Source organism: Allobosea sp. NPDC055353 (assembly GCF_053644975.1).
This window is the reverse complement of the sequence record NZ_JBSHMC010000001.1, coordinates 887907-902109: the sequence shown is the minus strand read 5'-3', so window position 1 is coordinate 902109 and position 14203 is coordinate 887907. Positions and strand designations below refer to the sequence as shown.

The following is a 14203-nucleotide window of genomic DNA, read 5'->3' as shown; positions in this document are numbered from 1 at the left end:
GCGCCGATGGTTACTTGCCGGCGACGAACCGTGTATCGACCAGCGAGGCGAGATCGGGCTTGGCCTTGAGCAGGCCGATCTCGAGCAGCAGGTCGGCGGCCTTGGCCGAGAAGGCCTGCCAGTCGCCCGCAAAGAACTTCTTGTTGCCCTCGGCATCCGACCAACGCAGGAACGCCGCCGATTTGCCGAACTGCTCGCCGGTCTGCTTCACGTCGGCGCCCATGATCTCATAGGCCTTGGCCTGGTCCTTCCTGATCATCTCCAGCGCCTCGAAATAGCTCTGGGTCAGCGCCGCTGCGGCCTTGTCGTTGACGAGGAAGGCGGGTGTGCAGCCGAAGGTGTCCATCACCATCGGATAGTCGAGGGTCGTCGCGATGATCTTGCCGGCATCCGGCTTGTCACGGACGGTGGAGAGATAGGGCTCATAGGTCATGGCGGCGTCGTTCTGGCCGGCGATGAAGGCTTGGGCGGCCGGGCCCGGCTCCATGTTGACGACCTTGACGTCCTTCACCGAGAGGCCGTTCTCCTTGAGCATCCAGGCCAGCGCGAAATAGGGCGAGGTGCCCGGCGCCGAGGCCGCGACCGTCTTGCCCTTCAGGTCCTTGATCGCGGCGACATCCTTGCGCACGGCCATGCCGTCAGCGCCGTAGCTCTTGTCGAGCTGGAAGATCTGCTTGGTCTTGATGCCGGCCGCATCCCAGACGATCCAGGTCTCCACCGTGGTCGCGGCGCACTGGATGTCGCCCGAGGCGATGGCGAGGTGGCGGTCCTTCTGCGGGATCTTCTTGATGGTGACGTCGAGGCCGTTCTTCGCGAAGATGCCGGCTTCCTTGGCGAGCACCAGCGGCGCGAAGCCGGTCCAGCCGGAAATGCCGATATTGACCTTGGTCTGTGCCTGGGCACCACCCGCCGCGAGAAGCACCGCGAGGCCGAAGCCGACGCCCACACCGATGCGCTTGAAAACTGTCATGATTGAAACCCTTCCCCGGTTTTTTGGCCGATGCACCGCTTTGACGCCCGGAGCGTCATTCGCGGCGCGATGCAACCTTCGTTCCAAAACAGCCTAATTGCATATGCAAACAGGTCAAGCCGCCGATCAGCGCCGCTTGGGGAAGTCATGACATTCTCTCGTTTGACAGGGCAGAGGGAATTTCCTCCTCTTTCGCCCGCCGGCGCGGCAGCGCCCTTATTTTCTGTGAGTCGAGGTTTCCCAATGAACGGCGCCGACCGCCTGTGCGACACGCTTCTGATCAACGGCGTCGATACCTGCTTCGCCAATCCCGGCACCTCCGAGATGCATTTCGTCGCGGCGCTCGACCGCAAGCCGGAGATGCGCTGCGTGCTCGGCCTGTTCGAGGGCGTGGTGACCGGTGCGGCCGACGGCTATGCCCGCATGGCCGACAAGCCGGCGGCGACGCTGCTGCATTGCGGACCGGGCATGGCGAATGCGCTCGCCAACATGCACAACGCGCGGCGCGCCCGCACGCCGATGATCAACGTCGTTGGCGACCATGCGACCTACCATCTCCAGCATGACGCGCCGCTGACCAGCGATATCGAGAGTCTGGCCGAGCCGATGTCGCATTTCGTCCGCCGCATCGCGACGCCGGAGGATGTCGGCCCGGCGATCGGCGAAGCCTATGTCGCCTCGCTCACCCTGCCCGGCGTCACCACCGTGATCCTGCCGGCCGATTGCGCCTGGGGCAGCGTCGAGCCGGCCACGCTGAAGCCGACCGAGCTGCCGGCGCTGAAGAGCATCGATGGCGCGACGATCCGCGAAGTCGCGGCCGGGCTGCGCAAGCATGGCAAGCGCGGCGCAATCATGCTGACGGGTCTGGCGCTCCGCGAGAAGCCGATGGAGATGGCCGCCCGCATCTGCGCGACGACCGGAGCCCAGATCTTCAGCCAGATGTCGAACGGGCGCATCCAGCGCGGCGCCGGCCGCGTCGCCATGCCCAAGGTGTTTTACCCGATCGACAAGGCGCTCGAGCAGCTCAAGGACGTCGATTATCTCGTGCTCGTCGGCGCGCAGGTCCCGGTCGGCTTCTTCGCCTATCCGGGCAAGCCCGGCCGCCTGATCCATGACGGCTGCGAAGTCGCCAAGCTGGCGATCCCCGGCGACGACCTGCCGGCGGCGATCACCGGGCTCGCCGAGGAGATGGGCGCGACGAAGACGGCCCCGCTCTACATCGCCCCGCCGCGCAAGGAGCAGCCCGGCCTGCCGACCGGCAAGCTCGATGCCGACAAGGCCTGCGCCATCGTCTCGGCGCTGCTGCCGGAGAACTGCATCGTCTGCGACGAGTCGGTCTCGTCCGGCCGCAGCTTCTATTACGACTGCCACAGCGCGCCGCAGCACGACTATATCCAGCTCACCGGCGGCGCGATCGGCGAAGGCATCCCGCTCGCTGTCGGCGCGGCCGTCGCCTGCCCGGACCGCAAGGTCATCGGCATGCAGGCCGACGGCTCGGGCATGTACACGGTGCAGGGCCTGTGGACGCAGGCGCGCGAGAACCTCGACATCGTCACCGTCGTCTTCGCCAACCGGACCTACCAGATCCTGCATGGCGAGATGCGCGCCGTCGGCGTCAACGATTTCGGCCGCAACGCCACGCTGATGCTGAACATCGACGAGCCGGCGCTGGACTGGGTGATGATGGCCAAGGGCATGGGCGTCGAAGCGGCACGAGCCACGACGGCGGAAGAGTTCGCGAGCCTGTTCAAGGCGGCGCTGAGCCGCAAGGGGCCGTTCCTGATCGAAGCGGCGATCTGAGACGCATCAAAGGGTGCCATCCCGTGCGCGCTGCGGCATGCAATGCCGCTGCGCAGACACGGGACCGCATGACGAGAAGGCGCCTTTTCCGGGGGACGGTCCCGTGTCTGCGCCGCAGCACTTCGTGCCGCAGCGCGCACGGGATGACCCGTGTGGCTACGAAGACAGTCGCTACTTGAACCCGTCCAGGAACGCGTCGAGGCAATCGCCGATCGCCTCGATCGCGTAGCCGCCCTCCTGCACAACCAGCGTCGGCAGGCCAAAACCCTTCACCTGCCGGCCGATCGTGCCGAAATCGCTGGCCTCCAGCTTCAACACGCCGATCGGGTCGTCCTTGTGGGCGTCGTAGCCGAGCGCGATCACCACGACCTCGGCGCCGAAATCGCGGATCGCCTTGCCGGCCTCCATAACCGCAGTTTCCATCGCGGCGCCGCCCGCACCATGCGCCAAGGGCAGGTTCAGGTTGAAGCCTTCGCCCGGGCCGTTGCCGTGCTCGTCGGCATAGCCGGTGAAGAACGGGTAGTAGTTCGTGGGATCGGCATGGACCGAGATCGTCAGCACGTCGTTGCGGCGGTAGAAGATCTGCTGCGTGCCGTCGCCGTGATGGGCGTCGACGTCGAGAATCGCGACCTTGCCGAATTTGGAACGCAGGCGCTGGGCCGCGATCGCGGTGTTGTTGAGATAGCAGAAGCCGGTGGCGCGATCGGCGCGGGCATGGTGGCCGGACGGGCGGCAGAGCGAGTAGACGGCACGCTCGCCTGCGAGGATCGCATCGGCCGCGGACACCGCGGTCTCGGACGAGCGCAGCGTCGAATGCCAGCAATGCTCGCCGATCGGTACCGAGAGATCGCCGAGATACCAGCCGAGCTGGCCGATGAAGCCGGTCGGGCGGCAGGGCGGGCGGACATCCTCGTCCGGGCGGCCGCTCCAATAGGGGAAGGTGCTCGGCCAGACTTCCGGACCGCGCTCGGCCGGCAGATCCTGCCAGCGCGCCCAGGCGGTCTCCAGGAACCTGACGAAGCCGGCATCATGGATCGCGAGGACCGGGTCCGTGCCATGTGCCGCCGGCTTCTCAGGCGTGATGCCGTGCTTCTTCAGCGCGCCGAGCAGGCGCTCCGTCCGTTCCGGAAGGTCCTTGGGGGCCACGACCTTGCCGAAGCGCATATATTGCTGGGGATCGTGAAGGGCTTGGTCGGGGTGATAGAAGGCGCGCATCAGGCGAAGCATCCTCGTCAGATCGCGAGGCGACCGTCAGCCCCGCGAAGGCGATGCTAGCAACCGCCAGCGCGCCGGTCAGCCATGACGATGCCGCCCGCCCCTGCGTGAGAGGCGGGACTGATGCTCAATGCGGCGAAAGCAGCGCCACGAATTCGCGCGCTAACGCGTCGATCGCGTAACGCTCCGGCCGGTACCAGTCGGTCGAGCCGTTGAGCGCGCCGAGCAGGAAGAGCCTGAGCACATCGGGCGAATTGCCGGCGGGCATGCCGCCCGCCTGCTGCCATTCGGCGATCAGGCGGCGCCAGACCTCCTCATAGGCGCGACGCACGGCGCGCACGCTCTCCGGCACGGGCGCGGCGCCGAAGGTGAAGACCTTGATGCTGGCCGAAGTGTAGTCACCATGGCCGTGCAAGGCAGCGAGATGCGCGCGGACCGCGGCCTCCAGCCGGACGCGCGGCGAAGCCCCCTCCTCCGCGGTGAGCGCCGCGACGACAGCCTCATGAACGAAGCGGACACCGTCATTGACGACCGCCTCGACGATCTCCTCCTTCGAGCCGAAATGGTAATAGAGGCTGGCCTTGCGGATGCCGACAGCCTCGGCGATCTCGCGCAGGGTGGTCTGGTGATAACCGCCGCCGCGCAGCAGCCGCGCGGCATGGTCGAGGATCAGCCGGCGCGAGCCGCCTTCGGCGGTTGACCGAGTGGTGATCGGAGCGTCACTCATAAAGTGTCTTCCCGTGCGCGCTGCGGCGCGCAGTGCTGCAGCACAGACACGGGACCGCGTGACGAGAGGGCGCCTTTTCCTGAGGACGGTCCCGCATCTGCGCAGCAACACTGCGTGTTGCAACGCGTGCGGGATGACAGCGCCTCTGGCTCACAGCCGCTTCGCCACTTCCTCGAGCATCACCTCGGTCGCGCCGCCGCCGATCGACTGGACGCGTGCATCGCGGGTCATGCGCTCGATCGCGCTTTCGCGCATGTAACCCATGCCGCCATGGAACTGCAGGCAGTCGTACATGACTTCGTTGACCAGCTCGCCGCAATAGGCCTTGGCCATCGAGACCTCGCGGGTGGCGTCGAAGCCCTGCGCGTCGAGCCAGGCGGCGTGGTAGACGAGCTGGCGGCCGGCCTCGACCTTGCCCGCGAGCTCGGCGAGGCGCTGGCGGATTGCCTGCTTCTCCCAGAGTGGCGCGCCGAAGGCCTTGCGCGTCTTCACATAATCCAGCGTCAGGTCGATCGCGGCCTGCGCCTCGCCCATCGCCATGGCGCCGATCACCGTGCGCTCATTCTGGAAATTGCTCATGATCGCGTAGAAGCCGCGGCCTTCCTGCCCGAGCAGGTTCTCGGCCGGCACGCGGCAGTCGACGAAGGAGAGCTCGGCGGTGTCGGACGAGCGCCAGCCATGCTTGTCGAGGGCGCGCGAGACCGAGAAGCCCGGCGTGCCCTTCTCGACGACGAAGATCGAGACCGATTGCGAGGGGCGCCCCTGCGGGTCCGTCTTCGCGGCGACGCAGTAGAGATCGGCATGGACGCCGTTGGTGATGAACATCTTCGCGCCGTTGAGGACATAAGTGTCGCCCTCGCGCCGCGCCGTGGTGCGGATGCCCTTCACGTCCGAGCCGGCATCGGGCTCGGTGACGGCGACCGCGACGATCTTTTCGCCGGCGATGATGCCGGGCAGGTACTTGTCCTTCTGCGCCTGGCTGCCGGCATTGGCGATATGGACCGAGGCCATGTCGGTATGGACGAGCGCCGTGATCGCGACGCCGGAGAAGGTCGAGCGACCCAGCTCCTCGGCCAGTACGACGGTCGCCATTGTATCCATCTCGGAGCCGCCATACTCGCCGGGATAGCGGATGCCGAAGAAGCCGAGCTCGCCCATCTTGCGCAGCACCGCGCGCGGGACGAAGCCCTCCTCCTCCCATTGCAGGGCATGCGGCTTGATTTCGGCCTCGACGAAGCGGCGGACCTGATCGCGCAGCGCCTCATGCTCCTCGGTGAAATAGGGCGAGCGGCGAGCGCCCTCCACAGCAGGCTTCCCGACGGCCGACATCGCCTTCTCCCGTTTTCTGCAGCGCCACCAGCGAGCTACCTGCCGGACGGTAGGTGAACACCGCGCCGAGATCAAGTTACCTTCCCGCTATGGCGATGTCAGGCGACGTCGTCCCAGTGGGCGACCATGCTGCGGCCCTTGCCGGCGCGCTTGGCGCCGTAAAGGGCCTGATCGGCCGCGCGCGTCAGGACCTCGGCTGTCCAGGGAGTGGTATCCTGTTCCGACTTGACGGATACCCCGACGCTCGCGCCGACGGTGACAAGCTGACCCATCAGCATGAACGGCGCCATCACGACGGATACCGCCCGGTCGGCGATCTCGGACAGCGCGACCGCATCCTCGACGCTGCGCACGACGAGGGCGAACTCGTCGCCACCCAGCCGCGCCACACTGTCACCCGGCCGGACGACGCCCTTCAGGCGCATCGCGACCTGCTTGAGCAGATCGTCGCCGGCCTGATGGCCGTGGCGGTCGTTGATCAGCTTGAATCCGTCGAGATCGAGCAGCAGGAGGCCGAGCGCCTCGCCGCTTTCGCCGGCCTCGCGCAGCACGCGATCGAGCCCGCGGCGATTCATGAGCCCGGTCAGGGAGTCGTGACTGGCGGCGAAGTCGAGTTCGCGGCGCACCATCAGCAATTCCTCGAACTGGCCGATGATGTAATCCGAACTCTCATAGATCGAGTAGAGATAGACGAGGAGCAGCACGCTCAGCGCCTGATAGAGCGGATCGCCGGAAGCCAGGAAGGCGACGACCAGCGTGCCGATCGCGATGGTCGAGAGCACGGCGCAGATCCAGTAGCGGAGCGTGCGCAGGTAGGAGCCCGCGGTCAGCGCCATGGTGAGCCCGAGGCTGAGCACGAAGCCGCCGGCATGGTCGACGGCAGCGGCGGCCAGGGTCAGCGCGGCGATGACGAGCGTGAAGGCGAAGGCGGTATAGGCGTAGCCCGCCTCCCAGCGCCGCGCCTCCGCGAGAGTCAGCTTGCGTGCGGGGTCGCGCCGCTTGAAGCCGACGATGTTGGCGATGCGCAGCAGCGTCGTCACGACGCCTGCCGCCGTCAGCCACCAGAACACCGTCTCACCCGTCTGCACGGCCATGATGGCGGAGCCGACGATCAGCCCGGCCGCGATGCAAAGGATCTGAGGCAGGGCCGCGAAGAGACGCGAGATGATCTCGATCTCGATATCCGCGGGAAGTTGCGCGGCGCGTCTACGGGGCCTCATCAGCAGATGCATGGCGCAGGCTCTACGCATGATGCTCTAAGAACCCGTCAGCCCGATCCCGGGTATTTTAGGGATCGCATCGCTTGCTCGATATCGGGCAGAAGCGAAAAGGGGCCGGCACATGCCGGCCCCGTTCCAGGCTCCGCGTCGAAGGGCGGACGCTGCGATCAGTTGCAGCCGCAGCCGTGGCCGAAGCCCCCGAGCAGGCCGCCGACGAGGCCGTTGCGGGAGACGATCGCCTTCACCGGGGCGACGACGCCGACCCTGTTGCCGTTGGCGATGCCGTTGCCGCTGAGCACGCTGACATTGTTGAGCGCATTGATCTTGACGCCCGACACGGCCGTCGTCACCGGGGCGATGATGCCGCCGAGAAGCGAACCGCCTCGGCCACCGGCCATGGCGGGGGACACGGCGAAAGCTGCAACCATAGCGAGAACAAACGCGTATTTCATCTTGCTTCTCCCTGTTTCGCCCCCGGGCTGGAAGCGATAAAACACGTATAAGTTGCAACAACCTCTGCAAGCAACCTTCTCTCAACATTAACCATACCGAGTAAAGTTAACCTGCAATCAGAAATCATATTTAAAGATCAATATTCAACCTACTCTTGGCATAAACAAATCTACTCGAATACAGCTCAAAGCAAATATGGTATTATTTACACTCGATTAACCGCCATAATCCATGATGTTAAAATGATTTCTAGATTACGGCGATATCGATGCGAAAGATCATCCTTTTTGTCTTGATCGTTCATTCTTCCCTTGCGCTCGCAGCTGAGAAATCGGCCGAGGAACAGGAAGGCTCGATCGCCGTTATCGGGCTTCGCGGCGGCTTCGACAGTAATCCCGCTGGCGCTCGGGGGGCCAATGGCACTCCTGTCGCCACAACCTATGCAACCTGGGATTACCTGCGCGGCACATTGCAGGACGGCTACGGGCTGAACCTGTCGCTTGTCGAGACACATTACGATCCGCGCGCGCTCGCCTCCGCCCGCGCCCATTCTCTGACGCTGAAGCACGGCTTCAGCCTCGGCGAGGCCAGCGCGCTGCGTTCCTCCCTGACAGCTAGCAGCGAGCAAACCTGGTCACGCCGGAAAAACAGCCTGTCCTGGCGCGAACGGTTCGATCGCAGCATCGGCTCGTTTCGCCTCTTCGCCAGCGGGGAAGCGCGGATGACGGCTCTGAACGAGCGCAACGTCTTCAATCTCGGCGATTTCCTGCCGCGCGACGAGAATTTCGGCACGCTGGGGCTGACGACGGGCGCCGCCTGGCGATCGGGCGAGACCGAAATCGGCCTCTCGTTCAGCGCCGCGCGCGTCCACTCTATCGAGGGCATCGACTATCTCGGGTTCCGGCGCGACCATAACCGGCTGCAACCCAACCTGTTCTTCTCGACAGTGCTCAAGGGCGCCGCCATCGAGGCCTCGCTCTCGCCGTTCCGCGCCTATTTCCCGGAGAAGGAGTTCGATGCAGTCGAGAGCCTGCTCTATACGGCGAAGCTGCGCCTGCCTTATGAGCGGTTCACGCTCGATCTCGGCTCGCTGCGCACGGTGGAAGACACCACCCTGCCCTTCTCCGTCATCGACCTGGTGACGGCGCATGAGGCGAAACTGACGACCCGGATCGACGACGACAATGCCGTCAGCCTGTCGGCCCGACGCAAGACCGACGACTATGTCGGGCTCGATGCCCGCTCGGACCAGAAGGGTATCGGCATCGACTACCAGCGCAGCCTGGGCAAGGGCCTGATCGGCACGATTGCCGGCGCCTGGCGCAAGACCAAGGAGACCGGGCTCACCCCCGTGACCTCGTTCAGCGTGATGCTCGGCCTGCAAAAGCAGATCGATCTCAGCCGCAGCGGCAAGGCGGAGAAGAGCGACGGGTAGGTTCGCGGCCGTTCAGAAAGCCAGCACTGTCACACCGGGCGCGTAGCGGGATCCATCGACCAGCTTCGCGTTTCTTTCCCTTGCCTCCTGGCCGCCTCAGCCTGCGTTCATCATGAACCCGCTAGGAGACAGCGAAACGTCTCGCCCGGCCCACTCGCCTGCGAGGAAACGGAAAGGAAGAACCATGCTGCTTCGCCAGCTCACGGTTTCGGCCCTCGCCTGTGCCGTCCTGCTCAGCGCAATCCCGGCCCAGGCCCAGTATTACGGCGGCCCCTATCGCGGCGGACCGTCCTATAACGATGATGACGACGACGATGACGACGATCGTCCGCGGCGGCGCTATTACCGCCGCGACTACGGCTATGAGCGCCCGTATTACAGGCAGCCGCGCTATGGGAATATGTGCGTAACCGGCCGGGGCGATTGCCCGACGCCACCCCTGCCCTACGGCTCAAGCTGCGGCTGCAGCATCCCCGGCTTCGGCAGCAAGCGCGGCATCGTGCAGTAAAGCCGCGCCGGCCGCGTTCAGGGCCGGCGCCGGCTCTCCGTCCCGAGGTAGCAGATGCCCTCGCCGGGCTTGGCCTTCGGATTCGGGAAGATGATGAAGCCGTCGCGCGGCATCGTCACGACGGTGCCGTCGGCGCGGCGGGCGATCGGCGTGCCCTTGGCGACGCGGTCACCGGTTTTCCACGCGCCCTCGACGCGGTCGCCCTCGGCTTCGCAGATCACGAGGTCGTCCATATGCACCACGGTGCGCGCGGCTGACGCCAGCGGCGGCTCGTCGGTCAGCCCGAGATGCACAAGCACGTTGCGGATCGCCTTGTAGCCGACATCGACCGAGACCGGGGCGTCATGACGCCCGCATTCGAGCGTCACGCCGTAACCACCGGCGAAGCGCATGAACTCCGTCGTGCCGAAGCCCTCGGTGACGGCGAGCCGTGGCAGGTTCAGGCGCTCGCGCGCCGCGATCAGCCGGACATAGATGTCGAGCCAGCCATGAATCATCAGGTCGACGCCGAGGCAGGCGGCGAAGGCAGCCTCGGCCGCACCATGGCGGAAGGGTTCGAGCGCGCCGCGATTGTCATCCGGCCCGAAGAAGACGAACGGGACGCCCTCCCCGGTGAAGGAATGGACGTCGAGCAGCATGTCGTGCTGGCGCAGGATGGCGGAGAGACGGTTGCCGATCCGGTCCTCGTTGTCATCGGGCTGCGGCCGCTCGCGCAGGTCGCGGTTGAGGTTGCGGTCGCCCTCGCGGGTGTTCTGCCGATAAGCCTTCGGATTGGCGACGGGCAGGAAGGTGACCTCGCCGCGCTGGATCGCGACCCGGCCGGCGCGACAATCCTCGATCACGCGGGCAATGGCGTTCGGCCCGCAGGTCTCGTTGCCGTGCACGGCCCCGAAGACGAGGAGCTTCGGTCCCGCCTTCAGCCCGTGGAAGCGGATGGTCTCGAGCGGCGGATCGATCAGGTCTGGCGTGGTCATAGGCTCTACTGTCAGGCTTTGCGAAGCTGGGAGTGCGGGTCGAGGATATCGCGCAGGCCGTCACCGAGAAGGTTGAGGCCGAGCACGGTCATGAAGATCGCGAGACCCGGGAAGATCGAGATCCAGGGCGCCGTGGTGATCTGGTCGCGCGCGTCCGAGAGCATCGAGCCCCAGCTCGGGAAAGGCGGGCGGATGCCGAGACCCAGGAAGGAGAGCGCCGCCTCCGCCAGCACCGCGCCGCCCATGCCGAGCGTGCCGATGACGATGATCGGGCCGGCGATGTTCGGCAGGATCTGCAGCAGCATGATGCGCAGATTGCTCGAGCCGAAGGAGAGCGCGGCCTCGACATAACCCTGCTGCTTGATCGACAGCGTCGCGGCCCGCGACAGCCGGCAGGTATAGGACCAGTTGGTCAGGCCGAGCGCGATCAGCAGGCTGGTCAGGCCCGGCTGGAGGATCGCCATGATGGCGAGCGCGAAGACCAGCGAGGGAATCGACAGCATGAGATTGGTCAGGCCGTTGACGAAATCGTCCCACCAGCCGCCGAAATAGCCCGCCGACATGCCCAGTGCCACGCCGATCACCGTGTTGATCAACTGCGAGACGATGCCGACCGTCAGCGAGATGCGTGCGCCGTAGAGCACCCGGCTGTAGATGTCGCGGCCCTGCGCATCGGTGCCGAACCAGAACTCGGCGCCGGGCGGAACCTCGGCATTCATCAGATTGGCGTCCATGACGGGATCGGTATGCGCGAGGAAGGGCGCCAGCGTCCCGCCGATCACGACGGCAGCGAAAAGCGCGCCGCCGATCCACAGATTAGCCCGGAATTTCATCTGCTGCGCCGCCCCTAGGTGTATTTGATGCGCGGATCGATCAGAGCGCAGAGCACGTCCACGATGATGTTCACGACGAGGAAGAAGAGCACGAGCAGCAGGATGCAGGCCTGAACGACGGGAATGTCGCGCAGCGACACGCTGTCGACCAAGAGCGAGCCGATGCCCGGCCAGGCGAAAAGCTTCTCGATCACGACGGCGCCGCCCATGATCGAGCCGAATTGCAGGCCCAGCGTCGTCAGCACGATGACCATGGCGTTGCGCGCCACATGCCAGCGCATCACCCGGACCTCGCTGTTGCCCTTGGCGCGGGCGGTGCGAACGAAGTCCGCGTTCATGACCTCGAGCACGGCAGCGCGCGTGGTACGGGCGAGCAATGCGAGCGGCGCCACGCCGAGCGCGACCGCAGGCAGCACGATGTAGCGCGGATTGCCGTCGCCATAGCCGAAGCTCGGGAACCAGCCCAGCACCAGCGCGAAGGCATACATCAGCATCAGCCCGAGCCAGAACTGCGGCAGGGACAGGCCGGAGACGGCGACGAACATCGATTGCATGTCGAGCCAGCCGCCCGGCTTCAGCGCGGCCAGGAAGCCGAGCGGAATGCCCAGCGCGATGGCGAAGGCCATTGCCGCGATGGCCAGTTGAAGACTGGGCCAGATCCGCTCGAGCAGAGAATCGATCACCGGCTGGCGGGTGCGAAACGAGGTGCCGAGATCGAGCGTCGCAAGCTTCCCGGCATATTTCGCGAAGCGCACATAGACGGGCTCGTCGAGGCCGAACTGCTTGTTCATGCGCGCGACCTGCTCGGCATCGACCACCGAGCGGCCATCTGACATCTGGGTCGAGGCGAAGTCGCCGGGAATGACGCTGAACATCACGAAGACGAGCCCAGCGACTGCAAGCAGGATCGGGATGGCCTGCAGCAGGCGGCGGAAGACATAGGGCAGCATGGTCAACTCCTGATCGCCGCCGCAGGGCGGACTCAGGTCAAGGCCCGAAAGTCTCCGTCACCCCGGACGGACGGCACGGCCGCACCGATCCGGGATGACGGATGTCTTCGAGCTGGCGGAAACCTCCGCGGAGGCGCGCTTACTTCGCTGCGGGCGAAGACGCGTCGACCCAGAGATCCTCGTAACGCTGGAGCGCGAGCTCCGTGGCGTTCGCCTGCAGACCGTGCAGCCAGGGCTGATAGGCCATTACCGCCTTGTTGTAGTTGAAGAACCAGACGGGAGCCTCTTCCTGCAGCAGCGCATTGGCCTTCTTCATGAGCTCGATCTTCTTGCCGGCATCCCTCTCGGCCGCGGCCTCCTCGAACAACTTGTCAAAAGCGGCGCTCTTGAAGGTGGTGTAGTTGCAGGACGAGCGCGGCGTCGCCGAGTGGAAGCACTTCAGCGCGGTCAACGGATCGGGGCCGGAGGTGTTCGACCAGATATAGGCCTGGAAGTCGCCCTTCGCGATCACGCCGCCGAGCGCCGAGGTTTCGACCGGCTTGACCTTCACCTTGATGCCGACCTTGGCGAGCATGGGAATGGTCGCCTCGACGATCGGAATGCCCCAGCTCTCGTTCGGCGTCGCCGTCCATTCGAACTCGAAGCCATCGGGATAACCGGCTTCAGCCAGGAGCTTCTTGGCCTTCTCCGGGTCAAAGGCATAGGGCTTGGCGTTCTTGTCGAAGGCCGGGACCGAGCTCGGCAGCCAGCTCACCGCGCGATAGGCCTTGTCGCGAACGAGGCGCTTGATGATCAGGTCGCTGTCGATCGCGTAGTTGATCGCCTGGCGGACGCGCTTGTCGGAGAAGGGCTTGAACGCGGGGTTCATGCCCATGTTGCGGGTGAAGACCTCCGCGACCTCCAGGATGCCCTTGGAGAGGTTCGGATCGGCCTTGTACGCAACGTACTGTGTCGAGCCGAGGATCGAGACGTCGATTTCCTTGTTGCGGAAGGCGACGTCGCGCGCAGCCGCCTCGCCCATCGGCGAGATCACCAGCTTGTCGGCATAGGGCTTGCCGGGCTTGTAGTATTTCTCCCAGCGCTCGAAGACCATGCGCGAGCCGGGCACATGCTCTACGAACTTGAACGGACCGAGGCCGATCGGCTTGTTGAAGAAGTCCGGCTGCTGGGCCTCCTTGGCTGGCATGATCGCCGTGGTGGCAGCATAGAACAGGAAGCCGGGATCGGCCGGATCGGTCAGCGTCATCTCGATGGTGAAATCATCGATCTTCTTGAGGCCGGAAATCTCCTTGGCCTCGCCCTTGCGAACGGCCTCGGCGCCCTTGATGCGCACGACGCGGCTCGCACCCGGATAGTTCTTGGAACCATCGACAAGACGCGTGAACGACCAGATCACATCGTCGGCCGTCATCTTGCGGCCATTGTGGAAGAAGGCGTCGTCGCGCAGCTTCAGCGTGTGCGTCAGCCCGTCCGCCGAGGTGGTCATGCTCTTGACGAGCTCGGGCTCGGGCTTGCCGGCCTTCGAATCCCAGCGGAACAGCATGCTGTGCAGGGCGTAACCGTAGATCTCGTCCTGGATCTGGTTCGAGACATGGCTGTCATTGCTGACGAAGGAGGCGCCGTAGGGCGCCGTGAAGCGGATCGTTCCGCCGCGGCGCGGCTCCTGGGCCTGCGCCGAGATCGTAAAGGCTGCCAGCGTCAGCGCGGTGGCGAACGCAAATTTCTTCAACAACACGATTTCTCCTCCCGTTTCCCATCTGCTCCGGCTGATCCGGAGTTGTTTGTTTCA

At 65.3% G+C, this 14203-nt stretch carries 13 protein-coding genes; 3 read left to right on the top strand and 10 right to left on the bottom strand.

Going from position 1 to position 14203, the window contains the following annotated elements:
- Positions 1 to 10: 10 nt before the first annotated feature.
- Complete coding sequence (locus tag ACWIEX_RS04090; RefSeq protein WP_454031849.1) at positions 11 to 970, bottom strand: ABC transporter substrate-binding protein; 960 nt, start codon at positions 968 to 970, stop codon at positions 11 to 13.
- Between the two features lie 243 nt (positions 971 to 1213).
- Between ACWIEX_RS04090 and ACWIEX_RS04085 the strand changes: the two genes are divergently transcribed.
- Entirely contained in the window at positions 1214 to 2770 is a 1557-nt protein-coding gene (locus ACWIEX_RS04085) for an acetolactate synthase large subunit (protein WP_454031848.1), read from the top strand.
- A 171-nt stretch (positions 2771 to 2941) separates the two neighbouring features.
- Here ACWIEX_RS04085 and ACWIEX_RS04080 read toward each other — a convergent pair whose 3' ends face one another.
- The 5 genes from ACWIEX_RS04080 to ACWIEX_RS04060 all read right to left on the bottom strand — a co-directional run bounded on the left by ACWIEX_RS04080 (position 2942) and on the right by ACWIEX_RS04060 (position 7713).
- On the bottom strand, positions 2942 to 3985 hold the full coding sequence (locus ACWIEX_RS04080) for a histone deacetylase family protein (RefSeq protein ID WP_454031847.1): 1044 nt from the start codon (positions 3983 to 3985) through the stop codon (positions 2942 to 2944).
- A 127-nt stretch (positions 3986 to 4112) separates the two neighbouring features.
- Positions 4113 to 4712 carry a TetR/AcrR family transcriptional regulator gene (locus ACWIEX_RS04075; RefSeq protein WP_454031846.1) on the bottom strand — a complete coding sequence of 200 codons (600 nt, stop codon included), beginning with the start codon at positions 4710 to 4712 and terminating at the stop codon, positions 4113 to 4115.
- A gap of 150 nt (positions 4713 to 4862) precedes the next feature.
- Complete coding sequence (locus ACWIEX_RS04070) at positions 4863 to 6041, bottom strand: acyl-CoA dehydrogenase family protein (RefSeq protein ID WP_454031845.1); 1179 nt, start codon at positions 6039 to 6041, stop codon at positions 4863 to 4865.
- A 98-nt stretch (positions 6042 to 6139) separates the two neighbouring features.
- A complete protein-coding gene (locus ACWIEX_RS04065; RefSeq protein WP_454031844.1) occupies positions 6140 to 7261 on the bottom strand; it encodes a diguanylate cyclase domain-containing protein in 1122 nt (373 codons plus the stop codon).
- 167 nt (positions 7262 to 7428) lie between these two features.
- Entirely contained in the window at positions 7429 to 7713 is a 285-nt protein-coding gene (locus tag ACWIEX_RS04060) for a hypothetical protein (RefSeq protein WP_454031843.1), read from the bottom strand.
- Positions 7714 to 8006: 293 nt separating this feature from the next.
- Here ACWIEX_RS04060 and ACWIEX_RS04055 point away from each other — a divergent pair, with 293 nt between their 5' ends.
- Together ACWIEX_RS04055 and ACWIEX_RS04050 are read left to right on the top strand one after the other, a co-directional pair.
- Positions 8007 to 9149, top strand: coding sequence for a hypothetical protein (locus ACWIEX_RS04055; protein ID WP_454031842.1), 1143 nt, complete (start codon positions 8007 to 8009; stop codon positions 9147 to 9149).
- A gap of 184 nt (positions 9150 to 9333) precedes the next feature.
- Positions 9334 to 9657, top strand: coding sequence for a hypothetical protein (locus ACWIEX_RS04050; RefSeq protein WP_454031841.1), 324 nt, complete (start codon positions 9334 to 9336; stop codon positions 9655 to 9657).
- 17 nt (positions 9658 to 9674) lie between these two features.
- On the opposite strand, the gene ACWIEX_RS04045 is transcribed toward ACWIEX_RS04050, so the two are convergent.
- The 4 genes from ACWIEX_RS04045 to ACWIEX_RS04030 all read right to left on the bottom strand — a co-directional run bounded on the left by ACWIEX_RS04045 (position 9675) and on the right by ACWIEX_RS04030 (position 14143).
- On the bottom strand, positions 9675 to 10631 hold the full coding sequence (locus ACWIEX_RS04045) for a succinylglutamate desuccinylase/aspartoacylase family protein (RefSeq protein ID WP_454031840.1): 957 nt from the start codon (positions 10629 to 10631) through the stop codon (positions 9675 to 9677).
- Between the two features lie 11 nt (positions 10632 to 10642).
- Positions 10643 to 11464, bottom strand: a complete 822-nt coding sequence (locus ACWIEX_RS04040; RefSeq protein WP_454031839.1) for an ABC transporter permease — start codon at positions 11462 to 11464, stop codon at positions 10643 to 10645.
- A gap of 14 nt (positions 11465 to 11478) precedes the next feature.
- The gene (locus tag ACWIEX_RS04035; protein WP_454031838.1) at positions 11479 to 12414 is read right to left on the bottom strand and encodes an ABC transporter permease; all 936 of its coding nucleotides are present in this window, start codon (positions 12412 to 12414) and stop codon (positions 11479 to 11481) included.
- Positions 12415 to 12553: 139 nt separating this feature from the next.
- Positions 12554 to 14143 (bottom strand): ABC transporter substrate-binding protein, encoded by a 1590-nt coding sequence (locus ACWIEX_RS04030; protein ID WP_454031837.1) that lies wholly within the window; start codon positions 14141 to 14143, stop codon positions 12554 to 12556.
- Positions 14144 to 14203 lie beyond the last annotated feature (60 nt).

Coding starts and splice junctions, on each gene's coding strand:
- ACWIEX_RS04090 (WP_454031849.1), bottom strand. CDS start 970: ATGACAGTTTTCAAGCGCATCGGTGTGGGCGTCGGCTTCGGCCTCGCG.
- ACWIEX_RS04085 (WP_454031848.1), top strand. CDS start 1,214: ATGAACGGCGCCGACCGCCTGTGCGACACGCTTCTGATCAACGGCGTC.
- ACWIEX_RS04080 (WP_454031847.1), bottom strand. CDS start 3,985: ATGCGCGCCTTCTATCACCCCGACCAAGCCCTTCACGATCCCCAGCAA.
- ACWIEX_RS04075 (WP_454031846.1), bottom strand. CDS start 4,712: ATGAGTGACGCTCCGATCACCACTCGGTCAACCGCCGAAGGCGGCTCG.
- ACWIEX_RS04070 (WP_454031845.1), bottom strand. CDS start 6,041: ATGTCGGCCGTCGGGAAGCCTGCTGTGGAGGGCGCTCGCCGCTCGCCC.
- ACWIEX_RS04065 (WP_454031844.1), bottom strand. CDS start 7,261: ATGAGGCCCCGTAGACGCGCCGCGCAACTTCCCGCGGATATCGAGATC.
- ACWIEX_RS04060 (WP_454031843.1), bottom strand. CDS start 7,713: ATGAAATACGCGTTTGTTCTCGCTATGGTTGCAGCTTTCGCCGTGTCC.
- ACWIEX_RS04050 (WP_454031841.1), top strand. CDS start 9,334: ATGCTGCTTCGCCAGCTCACGGTTTCGGCCCTCGCCTGTGCCGTCCTG.
- ACWIEX_RS04045 (WP_454031840.1), bottom strand. CDS start 10,631: ATGACCACGCCAGACCTGATCGATCCGCCGCTCGAGACCATCCGCTTC.
- ACWIEX_RS04040 (WP_454031839.1), bottom strand. CDS start 11,464: ATGAAATTCCGGGCTAATCTGTGGATCGGCGGCGCGCTTTTCGCTGCC.
- ACWIEX_RS04035 (WP_454031838.1), bottom strand. CDS start 12,414: ATGCTGCCCTATGTCTTCCGCCGCCTGCTGCAGGCCATCCCGATCCTG.